Genomic DNA, 17,871 nt, shown 5'->3' on the forward strand with positions numbered 1-17,871 from the left:
CGCCCGCACGGCGGGTCCGACGTCGGGCCGGACGTCGCCCGGCAGGTCGACAGGGTGTCGACGTCTGTGACCGGCACCATAGACAGCCCCGGCGAGGACGCGACAGGCCGTCCGCCCCGGTCCTCGTCGGTGCCGCGCTCTGACCGGGGGTGACCGTGGGGTGCTCCCCGGCCCACCATGGGATCCGGGCGCATGTTGGGGATAACGGTCGTCCTGCGCCCGCGGTCCGTCGACCGGTGCAGCCGGTCGGTCCGCGCCCGGGCGGCGCGGCGCCGCCGGACGCGCCGGGCGGCCGGGTCGCCGCGGCGACGGAGGCGGCGCGACCCGTAGACCGGACACCAGGCCCACCCCCACACTGACCGGCACCTGTCGGCCAGGGGGGTCCGCGCGTGGAACTCGGCATCGATCTCGGCACCGCCAACACGGTGGTCAGCCACGCCCGCCGCGGCGTCCTCTACGACGAACCGACCGTCCTGCTGCTGCGCGCCGGGCGCTCCCGGCGGGAGCGGGTGGTCGCTGTCGGGCACGAGGCGGCCGACCTGCTCGGGCGCACCCCGGCCGGCCTGTCGTCGGTCCGGCCCCTGCAGGACGGCGTGGTCACCGACCTGGAGACCGCCCGGACCTACCTGCGCGCGGTCCTGCACCGGGCCGGGCGGGGCTGGAGCCCCGGCGTCCGCGCGGTGATCGGGGTCCCGGTCGGCTCCAGCGCGCTGGAGCAGCGCGCGCTGCTGGAGGCCGCGGAGGAGGCCGGCATCCGACCGGTGACCGCGCTGGCCCAACCGGTCGCGGGCGCGATCGGCTGCGGCATCGACCCGATGGAGCGGCGGGTGCACATGGTCGTCGACGTCGGGGGCGGCACCGCCGAGACGGCGGCCTTCTGCTTCGGCGGGGTCCTCGCCTCCCGGACGAGCACGCGCGCCGGGGACGAGATGACCCGCGCCGTGGCCCGGTACGTCCGCGAGCAGCACCAACTGCAGGTCGGCGACCTGGAGGCCGAGGCCCTCAAGATCCGTGCCGGGACGGAGGTGGACGGCCCGCTCGTCGTCCAGGGCCGGGACGTGACCACCGGGCGGCCGCGGCTGGCGACCGTCCAGCCCGCCGAGGTGGCCGAGGCCGTCCGGCCGGTCGTCGACGACGTCGTCGGGGTGCTGAGCACCTGCCTGGACGACCTCGCCCCGCAGGCCGTCGCCGACGTCATGGCCGAGGGCGTGCTGGTCATCGGCGGGGCCTCGCAGGTGCCGGGCTTCGCCGCCGAGCTGGAGCGGAGCCTGGGTCTGCCGGTCAAGCTCGCCGAGGAGCCGCTGACCTGCGTCGCCGACGGCGCCGCCCGGGCGCTGCGGGACCGCCGGCTGCTGGCCGCCTACGGCCGCAGCTGACTCTCAGGGCGCCTGCACCGGGCCGGTGGCGACGACGTCCGGCTGCTGCTCGAGGTAGTGCCGCAGCCCGTCGGCGACCACCACCTTCGCGCTGTTCGCGCCGGTCCCCGGCCCCTGCACCATCGCCGTCATCACGATCTCCGGGGCGTCCACCGGCGCCGCGGCGGTCATCCAGTTGTCGTACTCGTCGTCGCGGAGCCCGCCGTCCTGCGCGGTGCCGGTCTTGGCGCCCACCGGGGCGGGCAGACCGCTGAGCCCGGTGGCGGTGCCGCCGGTGACCGTGGCCCGCATGCCCTCGCGGACCGGGCCCAGCGCGGCGGCGAAGGGCACCGGCGTCGCGGCCGACGGCGGGAGCGCGGTGTACGTGGCGCCCTCCGTGCCGACCGCCATGCCCAGCCGCGGGGTGACCAGGGTGCCGGTGCTGACGGCGGCGGTCCACCGGGCGTTCTGCAGCGGCGTGACCTGCAGCTCGCCCTGCCCGATGCCGAGGATCACGGTGGACCCGCCGTACCAGGCGCCGCCCTTCGCCTCCACCGACTCGGGGGTGCCGAGGTACCCGGCGGACTCGGCCGGCAGGTCGATCCCGGTCCGCTCCCCCACGCCGAGCGCCCGGGCGGTGTCGATCAGCCGCTCGGCGCCGAGGGCGACGGCGAGCTTGTAGAAGTAGACGTCGTTGGAGATGGCGAGGGACTGGACGAGGTCCATCGGGCCCATCGGCTTCCAGTTGCCGAAGACGTGGCCGCCGTAGCTGAAGTCCGCGCCGGTGGGGACCACCCGGTCCGGCGCCCACACCCCGTGGGCCTGGTTGGCGGCCGCCACCACCAGCTTGAACGTCGACCCGGGCGGCGCGACCGCCTGGGTCACGTGCTCGAGCATCGGCGAGCCCGGCGCGTCACCGGCCGCCTGCAGCGCCGCGGCGTCGACCGGGGGCCCGTAGACGTTGTTGTCGAACGACGGGGTGCTGGCGATCGCGAGGACCTGCCCCGACCGGGGGTCCATCGCGACGGCGGCGCCGATCTTGCCCGCCGGCCGCGGCTGGGCGCGCACGGCGGCGGCCAGGCTCGTGTCCAGCTGCCGCTGCAGGCCCAGGTCGATCGAGAGCCGGAGGTCCGCCCCGGGCACCGGGTCGCGCCGCTGGCCGAGCGCGACCGGCACGCCCGTCGGGTCCACGAACAGGCACTGCTGCCCGTTCACCCCGCGGAGCACCGCGTCGTACTGCTGCTCGAGGCCCGAGCGGCCGACGACCTCGGCCCGCGGCAGCCCCGGCCAGCGCTCCTCGTCCTCGGGCGTGGCCACCCCGACGAAGCCGAGGACCGGTCCGAGCAGCGCGCCCTGCGGGTAGGCGCGGCGGGGCTCGGCGACCACCAGCACGCCGGGGATCCCGGCGGCGGTGACCGCCTCGGCGACGCCGCGGGGCACCTCGGCCACCGGCAGCGACAGCGTCGTCGGCTCGGCCGCCTCGATCTCGGCGTGCACGTCCGCGCGCGGCCGGCCGGTCAGGTCGGCCAGCCGGTCGACGTCGGCGGGGCGGGCGGCGAGCAGCGCGGGGACCACCGACACCCGGTCCACCCCGGCGCCGACGTCGGCGGCGTTGACGGCCAGGGGCTGGTCGTGCCGGTCGGTGATGGCGCCGCGGACGGCGGGCAGCCGGACGCAGCGGGTCATCTGCTCGTCCCCGACGGCGGCCAGCGCCTCGCCCTGGGTCCGCTGCAGCCGCCACCCGTAGAACCCGAACGCCACCAGCAGCAGCGACAGCGCGACCGCGGTCGCCCGAACCAGCCGCGGCCGGGGGTTGCGCCGCCGGGACGGTGCCCACAGCCGCCGGCGGGCGCCGTCCCGGCGGACCCCCAGCACCACCCCGACCGCGGCCAGGTGCACCACCAGGGCCGTCCCGCCGTTGCTGAGCAGCGGGAACGGCACGCCGGCCAGCGGGAGCAGCCCGAGGTTCGCCCCGACCGAGACGACGACCTCCACCCCGAACAGCACGGCCAGCCCCCCGGCGACGAGCGCGCCGTGCGGCGTCCGGGAGGTCCGGCTGGCCAGCGCGAGCCGCCACACCAGGACGATCGCGGCCAGCACCACCGCGGCGCCGGCGACCAGCCCCCACTGCCCGACCAGGCTGGCCAGGGCCAGGTCGGTGTCCCGCTCGGGCAGGTACTCGGCGCGCAGCCCGCGCATCGGGTCGTCGGTGCGCCCGAACAGCCCGCCCGAGCCGAGCGCGATGTGCGCCTGCCGCAGCGCCCAGCCCGACCCGGTCGGGGACTCGTGCGCGCCGACCAGGAAGGTGCCCAGCCGCTCCACCTGGTAGGGCCGCAGCAGGCTGATCAGCAGCGGTGCCGAGATGGCCGCCGCGGCGGCCACGGGCAGCAGGAAGCGCGCGGGCACCCGCCCGATGAGCAGCATCGCCCCGGCCAGGACGACCAGCAGCATCGTGGTGCTGAGGTCGGGCTGGGCCAGGGTGAGCGCGATCGGCGGGACGGCGAGCAGCACCGCCAGCACGAAGCGCTGCCCCGGCGGCCGGGCGGAGCCGAGGGCGGCGGCGAGGGCGAGCAGCAGCCCGAGCTTGGCCAGCTCCGAGGGCTGGAAGGTCAGCGGGCCGATCGCGAACCACCGGGTGGCGCCGTTCGCGGACAGGCCCACGGTGAGGACGCCGACGAGGAACAGCACCGCCGCGCCGAAGGCGACCCAGCCCAGGACGGCGAGGTACCGGACCCGGAACCGCCAGCACACCGCCAGCGCGAGCAGCCCGGCGGCGGCGATCGCGCCCTGCCGCGCGGCCAGCCCGGTCTCGCCGATGAGGTACAGGTTGGCCAGCCCGAGGCCGACCAGCGCCAGCGCGGCCACGACGGCGAGCAGGTCGAAGGCGGCGCTGCGGCGGTTCCGGCGCTGCTCCCGGTCCGGCCGCCGGGCTCCCCGCCCGTCCCCCGGCACCCCGGGGGGAGCCGTCCCGGCCGCCCCGTGCAGCCGGCGGCGCTGCCGCCGGGTCCAGCGCGGGCTGCGCTCCCCGTCCGCTCCGGGCACCACCGCGGCCACCCCCTCAGCCGGCCGGCTCGGTCAGGCACGACCCGGCCGTGACCGGCGCGGAGGCCGCCGTGGCCGGGGAGCCGGTGACGGCGAGCACCGCCACGGACCGCTGGTCGGGCAGCGCGACCGTGCCGACGGCGGCCGCCCGCCGTCCGCCGGCCGGCACGGTGACCGTCCCGCCGGGCACGGTGGTCGCCTCCCCCGTGCACCGGTCGACGAGCCGGTAGGTCCAGGTCACCGTCTGCGGGCCCGGCCCCGGGTCCAGCCGCACCAGCAGCCGCAGGGTGCAGGGCGCGGCCGGCTCGCAGCGCGCCAGCGGCCGCAGGTCGACCGCGGCCACGCTCCCGGCCGCCGCCGGGGCGGGGGGCGTGATCGGCAGGCCGTCGGGCTCGGCCGCCGCGGACGCCTCCTCCCCGCTGCGGCCGGCGTCGAGCAGCAGCTGGACGTCGGCGGCGATGTCGTCACGGAGGAGCGCGACCTCCACCACCACGCCCGCGGCGAGGACCACCACCGAGAACAGCCAGGCACCGAGGCGCCGCACGGTCCGGGTGCCGCCCGACGGGCCACGACCTGCGGGAACCGGGCGCGCACCGGGGGCCGGTCGGCCTCCCGGGGCCCGGCCCACCACCGGCGCCGTCCGGTCGTCGAGCGCCCGGACGAGCGCGGCCAGCTCACCGCGGACCACCTCGCGGTCGAGGCCGGCGACGGTCTCCTGCAGCCGCGCGGCCACGACGGGCACGCCGGCGTCGGGCAGCTCCGCCGCGGCCCGGTCGAGCACGCCCAGCAGCTGCTCGGCGGCCGGGTCGGCGGGCCGGCCGCGCGGCCGGGCGGCGGCGGCCAGCTCGGCGAGCAGCCCGCCCAGCTCCTCGCCGGGTCCGGCGCCCGGGTCCGGGCGGAGGACCACCCGCCCGTCGGTGCCGACGCCGGCCCGGTCCGGGGCGGCCCGGTCCTCCCGGCCGGCCGCCGCCAGCAGCAGGCCGGCGGCCAGCTCGGCGGCCTGCGGGGCGGTCAGCCGGGCCCGCGCGAGCAGCCGGGCCAGCGGCACGCCCGGGCCGGCCGCGGGTGCGGCGGGGGTGGCGACGTCGTGGTCGGTGGGCCCGGGGAGGGGGTCCGGCTCGCGCAGGTCGGCGCCGCGCGCCGTCGTCAGGTCCGTCATGGACCGCTCCCCCCGCCTCGTGCTCAGCCGGGCACGTCCGCCGTGACGAACCGGACCCCATGGTGGCCCGGGCCCGGGCCGCTGTCAGCGGGTTCCTGCACGGTCCCGACCCGGACCCCGCGACGCGCCGGTCGACGCCCCGGCGGCCCGGGAGGGCGTCGTCCCGGGGGCGCCTGCCCACGGTCCGACGAGGCGCTCACCGTCCCGCCGGCGCCGCGCCGGTGCACCGCCCGCGCCGGGTGAGCCGGCAGCTCGGCACCCGGCGCACCGGGCGGCCGGTGCGGGCCGGCCCGGGGCGGCGGGGCAGCGCTCATCTGAGCGGGGTGAGGCGTCGGCCCGCGCAGCGCAGTAGGCATGGGTCGACCGGATCGACCCCACGGGGCAGGCGACGGAGAACCACCATGCCGGAACGGCGGTACGAGGTGCGCGTGACGGGACGGCTGTCCCAGCGTGCGCAGGACGCCCTCAGCGGCATCGACGTCGCCGAGGTGACCGCCGAGACGGTGCTCTCCGGGGTCGTGCACCGGGACGACGAGCTGCACCAGCTGCTCGCGCTCGTCCAGTCGCTGGGCCTGCACGTGGTCTCGGTGCAGCAGGTGGCGCCCTGACCGACCGTGCCGACCGACCGGCCGGCCGGTCGGGGTGCGCGGCTCAGCCCGCGAGCGAGCGTGCCTGCTGCCTCATCTGGCACAGCGGTCGACGGTCGAGCAGGTCGTCGAGCGCACGCTCGGCGAGCACCTCCCGCCACCGCGCCTCGCTGCTGGGCGCGTGCGCGGCGCGGGCCCGCGCGCCGCGCAGGACGGCCAGGGCCTGCACGATCCGCCGGTCGAGGTCGACCAGGTCGTCGACCACGTCAGCCCTCCCTCGCCGAGCGGCCCAGCGCCGCGACCACGCCCAGCACCGCACCGGCGCCGACGCACTCGCCGACGAACCAAGCGGCCTCGGTGTGCGCGTCGGTCCAGCCGAGGGGCCGCAGGCGTCCGCCCAGCCGGGCGGCGCTCGAGCGGTTCCCTGCGTCCGTGCACCGGCGTCCCCGCAGCCGCGGTGCCGGCGTGTCCATCGGCATGGCGAGCTCCTCTCGTCCTCGACCCTGCCCGGGGTCCTCCAGCGGGAGGACGTCGACCGCCCGGGCCTCCCGCTCGCCCGCGCTGCCGCCTCCGCCGATCCCGGTCGCCAGCACCTTGACCGTGCTGCCGGTCCCGGCCATCACCCCGCCGAGATGACCGGCCCGACCGCTCTCCCTCCCCACCCCGCCACGTCGCGACCGCCACCGGCCCCCCGGCCGGGCCGGCCCGCCGACCTCATCCCGGACGGATGAGCTCGGCCGTCCGGGCGCCCGCCAGCATCGGGGTCGTCGGGTGGGCCGGGGAGGAGGACCGATGGAGGGGACCTCTCTCCTGGTCGTCGCCGGGTCGGTCTTCCTGTGGGGCGTGGTCTCGGCCCGGTGGGTGCGGGCGGACCTGAGCGCCCCGATGGTCTTCACCGCCGTCGGCGCCGCCCTGGCCGCCGGTGGCCTCGTCGAGCCGGCCGTGGCGGGGCAGACCCTCCGGCCGCTGGTGGAGGTCACCCTGGTCTGGGTCCTCTTCTCCGACGCCGCCCGGGTGGCGGTCAGCGACCTGCGCCGCGACGCCGGGCGCTGCGTCCGGCTGCTGGCCGTGGGCCTGCCGTTGACCGTGGTCGCCGGCTGGGGGCTGGCCGGCTGGCTGCTGCCCGGCATCGGCGGCTGGCTGGCCCTGCTGGTGGCCACGGCGCTGGCGCCCACCGACGCAGCTCTCGGCGTCCCCGTCGTGACGAACCGGGCGGTGCCGGCGCGGGTCCGCCGCTTGCTCAGCGTCGAGGGCGGGCTGAACGACGGGATCGCCACCCCGGTGGTCATGCTGGCGCTCGCCGGAGCGGCGTCGGCCGAGGGCCTCGAGGGGGCGCAGGGGGTGGCCGGCGCACTGCTCGACCTGGTGATCGGGGTGGGCGCGGGGGTGGCGGTGGCGGGGACCGGCGGCGCGTTGTTGCGGTGGGCCCGTCACCGGCGGTGGGTGGCCGAGGACTTCGCCGGGATCGCCGTGCTCGCCCTGGCGCTGGCCGCCTACGCCGGTGCGCTGGCGCTGGGGGGCAACGGGTTCGTGGCGGCCTTCTGCGGCGGGCTGGCCTTCCGCGCCCTGGCCGGCCGGCGCGGTCCGGCGGAACTGGTGCTCACCGAGCAGGTCGGCTCGCTGGTCTCCCTGCTGGTCTGGCTGGGCTTCGGCGCGGTCGCCGCACCGGTCGTGCTCGACCACGCGGGCTGGGCCACGGTCGGGTACGCGGTGCTCAGCCTCACCGTCGTCCGGATGGTCCCGGTCGCCCTCGCCCTGGTGGGCGCCGGCCTCGACCGGGACGCCGTGCTCTTCGTGGGCTGGTTCGGCCCGCGCGGCCTGGCCTCGCTGCTGTTCGCGCTCCTCGCCCTGGAGGAGCTCGGCTCCGACGCCGACCCGGCGGTGGCGGTCATCGCGGTCACCGTGCTGCTCAGCGTGGTGGCGCACGGGGTGACCGCCGGGCCCCTGGCCACGCGCTACGGACGGGCCGAGGCCAGGAGGTCCGGCGCCCCGCGGGACCCGGGGCAGGCCGTCGCCGACCGCGCCACCTGAGCCGGTGGAGCGCTCTCACAGGGGGTTGACGGCCCGCGCCCCGGGCCGAGATCCTGGCGAGCGAGCACCTCGGGGACCTCGAACGTCGACCACGACCGAGAAGAGGTCGGACGACCGATGCCGTCGCCGCGCACCAACCTGCACCGGCTCTCGCCCGGGCGGCCGGGCGGCCGCAGCTCGCTGCCCCACCGGCCGGTCCCGTCCCAGGGGGGCTCCGGCAGCGCCCCGGTGACGCTGGTGTCCGCACCCCCCGGGGCCGGCAAGACGACCCTGATGGCCGGGTGGGCCAGCGACCGGGCCGCGCGCGGCCACCGGGTGGCCTGGGTGTCCCTGGCCGACCAGGGGGACGACCCGGCCGCCGTGTGGACCTCTCTCCTGGGGGCGCTCCGCGTCACCGCCGGGCGGAACGGCGACGAGACCGCCGCCGAGGCGCGCGGCGGCCTCCCGCTGGCCGAGCTGGCGGCGCTGGTGTCCGGGGGCGGAGCACCGGTCTGGCTCTTCCTCGACGACGTGCAGGCCGTCTCCGCCCCCGCCGTCCTCACCGACCTGGCCCGGCTGCTCCGCCGGCTGCCCGAGGGCCTGCACGTGGTGCTGGGCACCCGCCGTGACCCCGCGGTGGGCCTCCACCTGCTCCGGCTCACCGGGCGCCTCCGCGAGGTCCGGGCCGCCGACCTGGCGCTGGACCGGACGCGGGTACAGCAGGTGCTGGCCGAGCACGGGGTGACGCTGGACGGGCCGTCGCTGGACCTGCTGGTCGACCGCACCCAGGGCTGGGCCGCCGGCGTGCGATTGGCGGCGCTGGCGCTGTCCCGCGCGGCCGACCCGCGGTCCCTCGCCCGCGACCTCGGCGGCGACGACCGCGAGGTGGCCGACTACCTGGACGCCGAGGTCCTGCAGGGGCTGGCGCCGGCCGAGCGGCAGCTGCTCCGGTCGTGCGCGGTCCCCGAGCAGCTCTCGGCTGACCTCGCCGCCGCCCTCACCGGCGACCCGTCGGCGGGGGCGTTGCTGGACCGGCTGTACCGGGACAACGCGCTCGTGACCCGCCTCGAGCGGCCCAGCGGCTGCTACCGCCTGCACCCGCTGCTCCGCGGCCACCTGCTCGCCCTGCTCCGCCGGACCGCCCCGGGACCTGCTGCTCGCGGCCCACCAGCTCGCCGCGGACTGGTTCGCCGGCACCGGTGACCTGCTGGCGGCGCTGGGCCACGCGGTCGCCGCCGGGGACGACGCCCGGGCCGCTCGCGCGCTGGTGGCCCACGGGCCCACGCTGCTCGCCGGCGGCCGGGCGGGTCAGCTGCTCGGGCTGATCGGCACGGGCCCGGCCGGGATCCGGGCCGACGCCGACGTCCAGGCGCTGACCACCCTGGCGGAGCTGGAGGAGGGCACCGCGCTGCCCAGCCGCGTCCCCCGGCCCCGGCGGTCCGGCGAGGACGACGAGGACGACGAGGACGACGAGGACGACGAGGACGACGAGGCCACCCCGCTGCAGGCCCTGGTCTACCTGCAGCAGGCCCGGCACGGGGACCTCGCGCTGTCCGGCGCCGCACTGAGCGCCAGCGCGACCGCGACCACCGGCCGCGCGGACGACCTGGGGCTGCTGCTGCGGCTGTACCGGGGCCTGGTGTCGCTGCTGGTGGGTGACCTCGAGGAGGCCGACGGGGAGCTGACCGCGGCGGCCCAGCTGGCCGCGGCGACGGGCAACGACCTCGTGCTGCTGCGGGCGACGGCGGGGCTGACCGCCCTGGCCGGCAGCCGCGGTGACCTGCGGCGCGCCTGGTCGCTGGCGGACGAGACGGTGCGGGTCGCCGCACGGGCCGACGCCCTGCGGGGGGCGGAGGTCGCCGCGGTGCTCGTGCTGGCCGCGCAGTGCGCCTACCAGCGGCTGGACTCGGCGGGCGCGCGGAACCTCGCGGAGCGCGCCCGGAGCGCGTTGGCCGGGTCGAGGGACACGGTCGTGGACATCACGCTGACCACCCTGCTCGGCGTCCTCGACGTCGAGGACGGGATCGGGCCTGCTGCGGCCACCCGGCGCATGCGCGACAGCTGGACGCAGTCGCGCGACGGGCGGCTGCCCACGTCGCTGGTCGCCCACCTGGCCCGCACCCAGCACCGCTGCAGCTGGCTGGTCGGCCGACCGGACTGGGCGAGGGAGGCGCTGCGCGAGCTGCGGGTGCGGGTGGGACCCGGCGGGGAGGTCGAGGTGCTCACCGCGACCGAGCACCTCGTCCGCGGCCGCCGGGACGCCGCGCGTCGGCGGATCGCCCCCGTCCTCGACGGCAGGGTCGGCTGCGCTCACCCGCTGACCCTGCAGCAGGCGTGGCTGGTCGAGGCCGTCCTCGCCGCGCAGGAGGGCCAGCACGAGCGGTGCCACGAGGCGCTGCAGGAGGCTCTCGGTCTCGCCGACGAGCTGGGCGCCCTGCGGGCCTTCCTCGACATGCCCGGGGTCCCGGCGCTGCTGGACGAGGACGCGTCCCGCTTCGGCCGGCTCGACCCGGTGGTCGCCGCGATCCGGTCGGCGGCGCAGACGCGGGACGGCAGCGCGTACGCGCCGCTGACCCCCCGGGAGCTCGAGCTGCTCACCGACCTCCCCGCCCAGCTGACCCTCGAGGAGATCGCCGAACGGCGCCAGGTGTCGCTCAACACGGTGAAGACCCACGTCCGCTCGATCTACCTCAAGCTGGGCGCCCAGAGCCGGCGGCAGGCCGTCAGCGTGGCCCGGCAGCGCGGCCTGCTCTGACCGGCCACCCCTTGCGACGGGGAGCGGAGGTCCGGCTAAGGTAATCCGCATGCAACCGGTCGGCTTTGTGGGGTTTGCGCTCGTCGAGCGCAGGCACGTCGACCTGCTGCGGTGCGCGAGCGCCCTCTGTCGGGCCTGACCCGCCTCCGTCCCGCCCGCACCCAGACCCCCGGAGTCCCCGCATGACCCTGCTCGCTGCTGCCCCGACCACCCCCGCCGACCTCGACGCCACCGCTGCCGCGGGCGCCGTCCTCGAGATCGAGCGCCTGGAGCCGACCATCGGCGCCCGCGTCCACGGCGTGGACCTCGCCCGCGCCACCGACGAGCAGGTCCGGGCAGTCCGGGCCGCCCTCGCCGAGTACAAGGTGCTGTTCTTCGCCGGCCAGCACGACCTGCAGCCCGACGGCCAGATCGCCCTGGGGCGACGGCTGGGCGAGGTCACCGAGTCGCACCCGGTCGTCCCCGGCGTCGACGACGAGCACCCCGAGATCTACGCGCTGGACAGCTCCAACGGCGGCTTCGCCGACGTGTGGCACACCGACGTCACCTTCGTCCGCCGCCCCCCGCTGGGCTCGGTGCTGCGGGCCGTCGTCCTCCCGCCGACCGGCGGGGGACACCCAGTGGGCCGACCTGGAGCTGGCCTACCGCTCGCTCAGCGAGCCGGTGCAGCGGCTGGCGGACCAGCTCACCGCGGTGCACGACGGCACCCGGGAGTTCGGCTACTACCTCGCCCAGCGCGAGGAGCGCACCAAGTGGGAGGGCGAGGAGTTCCGCACGCTGGTGCCCATCGAGCACCCGGTCGTGCGGGTCAACCCGGACACCGGCCGCAAGGGCCTGTTCGTCAACCCCGGCTTCGTCTCCCACATCGCGGGCGTTTCCGACGCCGAGAGCCGGTACCTCCTCGACCTGTTCTACGCGCACATCACCAAGCCCGAGCACATCGTCCGGCACCGCTGGTCGGTCGGCGACGTCGCCATGTGGGACAACCGGTCGACGGTGCACTACGCCAACCGCGACTACGGCGACACGCGCCGCGTCATGCACCGCATCACTCTGCGCGGCGACGCGCCGGTCGGGCCGCACTCCGCCTGACCTCCCGCTGCGCCCACCCGGCGCGCAGCCGAGCTCCCATCCGCGACGAGGCGCAGGCTCGACAGGGCCTGCGCCTCGTCGCGCACCCGTGCCCGCCGCGGCCGAGACCGGCCCGACGTCCTGAGAGAGATGACCCCATGCAGCGCACCCTCCGCCGCCCCGGCGCGTCCGCCCTGGCGCTCGCCGCCCTGCTCACCACCGCCCTCGCCGGGTGCTCCAGCGAGGAGGCGGGCTCCGGCGGCGGCAGCGGGGACGGCATCACCGTCCGGGCCGCGGAGTACAGCTGGACCGCCGCCGGCCTGACCAACGGCATCCTCGCCGAGATCGCCGCCGACCACCCCGACCTCGGGGTCTCCTCGCTGGCCACCACCCAGCTGGACCCGGCCGCGGCCTGGGCGGGTGCCCAGCGCGGGGACATCGACCTGCTCACCGAGGTCGCCCTGCCCAACCAGCAGGAGCTGGCCGACAAGGCCGCCGACCAGGTCGACATCGTCTCCGAGACCTACGGCGACGCCGCGCAGGGCTGGTTCGTGCCCGCCTACGCCGTCGCGCCGGGCGGTCCGCTGGCGGGGCTGACCAGCGTCACCCAGCTGGACGACTACGCCGACCAGCTCGGCGGCAAGTTCTACGACGCCGACCCCGGCTACATCACCACCGAGCAGAACACCAAGCGGCTCGAGGGGTACGGCATCTCGCTGGAGCACGTCGTGTCCAGCGAGGCGGCCGAGCTCGCCCAGCTGAAGAGCTCCTACAGCAGCGAGGAGCCGATCGTGCTGTACCTGTACCACCCGCACGCGGTGTTCGCGCAGTACGACATGGTCCAGCTCGAGGAGCCCACTCCCTACACCGACGGCTGCCTCACCACCGGCGACGGCGCCTGCGCGATGCCCTCCTACAGCGCCAACATCGCCGCCAGCAAGGAGCTCCAGGAGCAGGCCCCGGCCTTCGTCGACCTGCTGACCGACCTGCGCATCTCCGTGGACGAGATGGAGGCCATGCAGAAGCAGGTCGACGTCGACGGCGACGACGTGTCCACCGTCGCGCAGCAGTGGGTCGACGAGCACGCCGACGAGATCGACCAGTGGATCGGCTGAGGTGAGCGCCCCGGTGCTGCGCGTCCAGGGCCTGACGAAGGTCTTCGGCGCGCGCGAACGCGAGGCGCTGCGGCTGGCCGGCGAGGGCCTCGGCCGCGACGAGGTGTACCGCCGAACCCAGGCCACGCTCGCCGTCCACGACGTCAGCTTCGAGGTGGCGCGCGGCGAACTGTTCGTCGTCATGGGGCTGTCGGGGTCGGGCAAGTCCACGCTGGTCCGGCTGCTGAACCGGCTCATCGAGCCCAGCGCCGGGACGGTCGAGGTCGACGGCCGGGACCTGCGGGCGCTCGACGACGCGGAGCTGCGGCACGTGCGCAACGAGAAGATCAGCATGGTCTTCCAGCACTTCGCGCTGCTCCCGCACCGCACGGTGCGGGAGAACGCCGGCTACGCGCTCAAGGTCCGCGGCGCCCGCGCCGCCGAGCAGCGGGAGCGGGCGGACTGGGCGCTGGAGACGGTGGGCCTGCTCGACCGGGCCGACGCCCGGCCCGACGAGCTCTCCGGCGGCATGCGGCAGCGGGTCGGCCTGGCCCGCGCGCTGGCCGCGGACTCCGAGGTGCTGCTCATGGACGAGCCGTTCTCCGCCCTGGACCCGCTGATCCGCCGGGACATGCAGGACCTGCTGGAGCGGCTGCAGGCGGAGCTGTCGAAGACCATCGTGTTCATCACCCACGACCTGAACGAGGCCATGCGGCTCGGCGACCGGATCCTCATGCTCAAGGACGGCCGGACGGTGCAGCTGGGCACCGGTCCGGAGATCATCGCGTCGCCCGCCGACGCCTACGTCGCCGACTTCACCTCCGACGTGGACCGGACCCGGGTGCTCACCGCCGGGGACCTGCTGCGCGAGCCGCGGCTGACCGCCCGGCTCGGGGACGCCCCCGGCGACGTGCTGCGGGCGCTGGGCGGCGTCGAGGCCAACGGCGTCTACGTGCTCGACGAGGGCCGGCGGATCGCCGGCGTCGCCCGCGACGGCCTGCTGGCCCGCGCCGTGCAGGAGGGGCGGACCGCGCTCGGGCCGCGGGAGCTGGTCCCGGACTTCGCCACCACCGCGGCCGACCGCCCGGTCGTGGAGTTCGTCCACCTGCTCGGCCGGCACCCGGTGCCGCTCGGCGTCGTCGACGACGACGGCCGGCTGCTCGGCGTCGTCCCCCGGGCAGCGGTGCTGGACGCCCTGTCCGCCGTGCCCGTCCACGGGAGGCGCTCGTGATCCCGCACGTCCCGCTCGGCGAGTGGGTCTCCGACCTCGTCGACTGGCTGCTGGCCACCGTCCCGTGGCTGTTCGACGCCGTCTCCTCGGTCATGCAGGTGCTCGTCGACGGCCTGACCGACGTGCTGGTCTCCCCGCCGCCGGTGGTGTGGATCGTGGTCGCCACGGTGCTCGCCCTGCTGGTGCGCGGGCCGTGGCTGGCGCTCTACACGCTGCTGGCGTTCCTGCTGGTGGTGTCGCTGGAGCTGTGGGTCGAGACCATGCAGACGCTGGCCCTGGTGCTGGTGGCCGCGGTCATCGCCGCGGCGATCGGCGTGCCGCTGGGCATCCTGGCGGCGCGGCACCGGGCGGTGAGCGTCGCGGTCCGGCCGGTGCTGGACTTCATGCAGACCCTCCCGGTGTTCGTCTACCTCATCCCCGCCGTGTTCTTCTTCGGCGTCGGCGTGGTGCCCGGGGTCGTGGCCACCATCCTGTTCGCCATCCCCCCGGGGGTGCGGCTGACCGAGCTGGGCATCCGGCAGGTCGACCGCGAGGTGGTGGAGGCCGCGCAGGCCTTCGGCGCCCGGCCGGGACAGGTGCTGCGCGAGGTGCAGCTGCCGCTGGCGCTGCCGTCGATCATGGCCGGCGTCAACCAGGTGATCATGCTGGCGCTGTCGATGGTGGTCACCGCCGGGCTGCTCGGCGCCGCCGGGCTCGGCGCGGTGGTGGTCCGCGCCGTCACCCAGCTCGACGTCGGCGCCGGGGTCGAGGGCGGCCTGGCCGTCGTGCTGCTGGCGATCTTCCTGGACCGGCTGACGGCGTCCTTCGGCTCCCCGACCGCGGTGTCCCGGCTGCTCCGGGCCCGGACCCGCCGCAGCGCCTCCCGCGCCGCCGCCCCGGCGGCACCCGCCGCGCGCGCCGAGGAGCCGGCAGCCGCCGGGACGCCGGCGTCCCGCTGACCGGGGCCCGCCGGGAGGACGAGGCCGACACCACCCGCCCGCCCGCGCGGGGCCCCACCCGGTCTGCGCGAGGATCGACCCCGTGCAGACCGGGGACCCGATGAGCGTGCAGGTGGTGCCCGGCGCTCCCCCGGGGCTGAGCGAGCGGGAGGCCGAGGCGCGGCGCCGGCGGGGCGAGGCCAACACCGCGACCCGGGGCTCCTCGCGGAGCTACGCCGCGGTCCTGCGCACCAACGTCTTCTCCTTCTTCAACCTCGTGCTGTTCGTCATCGGCGCGGCGCTGCTCGCGCTGGGCCGCTACGACGACGCCCTCACCAGCGTCGGCCTGGGCCTGGTCAACGCCGCCATCAGCGCCGTGCAGGAGATCCGGGCCAAGCGCAAGCTCGACCGGCTGCAGCTGCTCAGCCGCGGCCGGGTCACCGTCGTCCGCGACGGCCGGGACGTCGAGGTGGTCCCCGACCAGGTCGTCCGCGGCGACGTGCTGCACCTGCGCCCCGGCGACCAGGTCGTCGTCGACGGCCCGGTCCTGGACGGCGGCCGGCTGGAGGTGGACGAGTCGCTGCTGACCGGCGAGTCCGAGGCGCTGCGCAAGGAGCCCGGCGACGACCTGCTCTCCGGCAGCCACTGCGTGGGCGGCGAGGGCCACCAGCTGGCCCGGGACGTCGGCGCGGCCAGCCACGCCAGCCGGCTGACCGCCGACGTGCGCCGGGTGTCGACCGACAGCACGCCGCTGCAGCGGCGGATCGGGTTCGTCGTCCGGCTGGTGATGGTGCTGGTCGGCCTGATGAGCGCGGCGATCCTGGCGCAGGCCGGGCTGGAGGGCTTCTCGCTGGAGCGGGTCGTGCAGACCACCGCGGTGCTGTCCGGGCTGGTCCCCTACGGGTTGTTCTTCCTCGTCGCCGTCGCCTACACCGTCGGCGCGGCGCGGAGCGCCGGCCACGGCGCGCTCGTGCAGCAGGTCAACGCGGTGGAGTCGTTGAGCAACGTCGACGTCGTCTGCACCGACAAGACCGGCACCCTCACCACCGGCCGGCTGACCCTCGCCGAGGTGCTGCCGGTGGGCCCGCTGCCGGCCGCCGACGTCGAGCGGCTGGTCGGCTCGATGGCGGCCAGCACCACGGCGGGGAACCTGACGACGGCGGCACTGGCGGGCGCGCTGCCCGGGGAGCCGCTGCCGGTCCGGGACGAGGTGCCGTTCTCCTCGGCGCTGCGGTGGAGCGCGCTGCGCACCGACGGCACGCTCTACGTGCTAGGCGCTCCCGACCGGCTGGCCGCGCAGCTGACCGGGGGGCCGCTGACCGACGCGGTGGCCGCGCGCACCGCCCAGGGGCTGCGCGTGCTCGTCGCCGCCCGGGCCGTCGACGCCACCGCCCCGCTGCGCGACGCCTCCGGCCGGCCGCGGCTGCCGGCGCTGGAGCCGGTGGCGCTGGTGGTGCTCGCCGACGAGCTGCGTCCCGGCGTCCCCGAGGCGATCGCGCGGTTCGCCGCCGACGGCGTCGACCTGAAGGTCGTCTCCGGCGACGACCCGGCCACCGTGGCGGCGCTGGCCCGGCAGGCCGGGCTGCCCGCCGGGGACCCGGTGAGCGGGGCCGGGCTGGACGCGCTGACCGACGCCGAGCTGGACGAGGTGGTCGCCGGGGCCGTCGTGTTCGGCCGGGTCACCCCCGAGCAGAAGGAGCGCCTGGTGGGCTCGCTGCGCCGGCGCGGCCGCTACGTGGCGATGATCGGCGACGGGGTGAACGACGCCCGGGCGCTCAAGCGGGCCCAGGTCGGGGTGGCGATGCGCAGCGGCAGCGCGGTCACCCGGGACGTCGCCGACATCGTGCTCACCGACGACTCGCTGGCCGCGCTGCTGCCCGCCCAGCACGAGGGCCGCCGGATCATCGCAGGCATCGGCACCTCGATGCAGGTGTTCCTGGCCCGGGTCGGCACCCAGGGCCTGGTCATCCTCACCGTCACCATGCTCGGGCTGGGCTTCCCCTACTCCCCCGCGCAGGTCGGGCTCACGCTGCTCACCGTCGGCGTCCCGACGCTGTTCCTCACCACCTGGGCGCGCCCGACCGCCCCGGACCCGCACCTGCTGACCGAGCTGTGGCGGTTCGTCGTCCCGGCGATGGTGCTCACCGCGGCCGCCGGCGCGGCGCTGTACGCCTACCACTACACGACCCTGCTGGACGGCTTCGCGCAGTCCCGGGTGCCCGACGTCGTGGTGGCCGACTTCGAGCGGTACACCGGCGTGAGCTCCGGCGACGTGGGGTTCACCGAGGCCGCGGCGACCATCGGCGCGCAGACGGCGCTGTCGACCTTCGTCTCCTACGCGGCGTTCCTGCTCATCCTCTTCCTGCGCCCGCCGACCCGGTTCTTCGCCTCCTGGACGCGGCCGGACGGCGACCGGCGACCGGCCGTGCTGGTCCTGGCGCTGTTCCTGGCGTTCTCCGGCGGGTTGTTCGTGCCCTGGTTCACCGACTGGTTCGGCCTGACGCACGCCGCCGACCCGGTCTTCCGGACGGTGCTGCCGGCCCTGGTGGTCTGGTTCGCGCTGCTCAGCGCGGCCTACCGGCTCCGGCTCCTGGAGCGGACCCTCGGGCTGGCCCCCGCCCCGGGGGCGGACGACCCCGCGCGCTGAACG

14 protein-coding genes and 2 pseudogenes are annotated in these 17,871 nt (G+C 76.9%); 12 read left to right on the forward strand and 4 right to left on the reverse strand.

Annotated features, from left to right (window positions below):
- The first annotated feature begins 389 nt into the window (after nt 1-389).
- A complete protein-coding gene (locus tag MODMU_RS12990; RefSeq protein ID WP_014740724.1) occupies nt 390-1,376 on the forward strand; it encodes a rod shape-determining protein in 987 nt (328 codons plus the stop codon).
- A gap of 3 nt (nt 1,377-1,379) precedes the next feature.
- Here the strand turns inward: MODMU_RS12990 and MODMU_RS12995 are convergent, their stop codons facing one another.
- Complete coding sequence (locus tag MODMU_RS12995; protein ID WP_197537408.1) at nt 1,380-4,400, reverse strand: FtsW/RodA/SpoVE family cell cycle protein; 3,021 nt, start codon at nt 4,398-4,400, stop codon at nt 1,380-1,382.
- A 13-nt stretch (nt 4,401-4,413) separates the two neighbouring features.
- Nucleotides 4,414-5,556, reverse strand: a complete 1,143-nt coding sequence (locus MODMU_RS13000) for a hypothetical protein (RefSeq protein WP_014740726.1) — start codon at nt 5,554-5,556, stop codon at nt 4,414-4,416.
- Nucleotides 5,557-5,957: 401 nt separating this feature from the next.
- Here MODMU_RS13000 and MODMU_RS13005 point away from each other — a divergent pair, with 401 nt between their 5' ends.
- Nucleotides 5,958-6,164: a hypothetical protein gene (locus MODMU_RS13005; RefSeq protein ID WP_014740727.1), complete on the forward strand. Its 207-nt coding sequence runs from the start codon at nt 5,958-5,960 to the stop codon at nt 6,162-6,164.
- A gap of 43 nt (nt 6,165-6,207) precedes the next feature.
- Here the strand turns inward: MODMU_RS13005 and MODMU_RS13010 are convergent, their stop codons facing one another.
- Nucleotides 6,208-6,408 carry a hypothetical protein gene (locus MODMU_RS13010; RefSeq protein ID WP_014740728.1) on the reverse strand — a complete coding sequence of 67 codons (201 nt, stop codon included), beginning with the start codon at nt 6,406-6,408 and terminating at the stop codon, nt 6,208-6,210.
- 1 nt (nt 6,409) lies between these two features.
- Entirely contained in the window at nt 6,410-6,763 is a 354-nt protein-coding gene (locus tag MODMU_RS13015; protein ID WP_014740729.1) for a hypothetical protein, read from the reverse strand.
- A 172-nt stretch (nt 6,764-6,935) separates the two neighbouring features.
- On the opposite strand from MODMU_RS13015, the gene MODMU_RS13020 reads away from it, so the two are divergent.
- The 10 genes and pseudogenes from MODMU_RS13020 (at nt 6,936) to MODMU_RS13055 (ending at nt 17,868) form a co-directional block, all read left to right on the forward strand.
- A complete protein-coding gene (locus MODMU_RS13020) occupies nt 6,936-8,174 on the forward strand; it encodes a cation:proton antiporter domain-containing protein (protein ID WP_014740730.1) in 1,239 nt (412 codons plus the stop codon).
- 237 nt (nt 8,175-8,411) lie between these two features.
- Nucleotides 8,412-9,356, forward strand: coding sequence for a winged helix-turn-helix domain-containing protein (locus MODMU_RS13025; protein ID WP_166503485.1), 945 nt, complete (start codon nt 8,412-8,414; stop codon nt 9,354-9,356).
- 64 nt (nt 9,357-9,420) lie between these two features.
- Entirely contained in the window at nt 9,421-10,908 is a 1,488-nt protein-coding gene (locus tag MODMU_RS13030) for a LuxR C-terminal-related transcriptional regulator (protein ID WP_014740732.1), read from the forward strand.
- Between the two features lie 49 nt (nt 10,909-10,957).
- Nucleotides 10,958-11,047 (forward strand): putative leader peptide, encoded by a 90-nt coding sequence (locus tag MODMU_RS30310; protein WP_430699190.1) that lies wholly within the window; start codon nt 10,958-10,960, stop codon nt 11,045-11,047.
- Nucleotides 11,048-11,090: 43 nt separating this feature from the next.
- Nucleotides 11,091-11,453, forward strand: a pseudogene (locus MODMU_RS30315) (TauD/TfdA dioxygenase family protein); the annotation flags it as partial.
- 73 nt (nt 11,454-11,526) lie between these two features.
- Nucleotides 11,527-12,000, forward strand: a pseudogene (locus MODMU_RS30320) (TauD/TfdA dioxygenase family protein); the annotation flags it as partial.
- Between the two features lie 137 nt (nt 12,001-12,137).
- Nucleotides 12,138-13,094 (forward strand): glycine betaine ABC transporter substrate-binding protein, encoded by a 957-nt coding sequence (locus MODMU_RS29500; protein WP_014740734.1) that lies wholly within the window; start codon nt 12,138-12,140, stop codon nt 13,092-13,094.
- A 1-nt stretch (nt 13,095) separates the two neighbouring features.
- Nucleotides 13,096-14,304 carry a quaternary amine ABC transporter ATP-binding protein gene (locus MODMU_RS13045; protein ID WP_014740735.1) on the forward strand — a complete coding sequence of 403 codons (1,209 nt, stop codon included), beginning with the start codon at nt 13,096-13,098 and terminating at the stop codon, nt 14,302-14,304.
- The gene (locus MODMU_RS13050; protein WP_014740736.1) at nt 14,301-15,242 is read left to right on the forward strand and encodes an ABC transporter permease; all 942 of its coding nucleotides are present in this window, start codon (nt 14,301-14,303) and stop codon (nt 15,240-15,242) included. The genes MODMU_RS13045 and MODMU_RS13050 overlap by 4 nt, the downstream gene beginning before the upstream one ends.
- A gap of 82 nt (nt 15,243-15,324) precedes the next feature.
- Nucleotides 15,325-17,868, forward strand: a complete 2,544-nt coding sequence (locus MODMU_RS13055; RefSeq protein WP_014740737.1) for an HAD-IC family P-type ATPase — start codon at nt 15,325-15,327, stop codon at nt 17,866-17,868.
- Nucleotides 17,869-17,871 lie beyond the last annotated feature (3 nt).

It is taken from the genome of Modestobacter italicus (assembly GCF_000306785.1).
GTDB lineage: Bacteria > Actinomycetota > Actinomycetes > Mycobacteriales > Geodermatophilaceae > Modestobacter > Modestobacter italicus.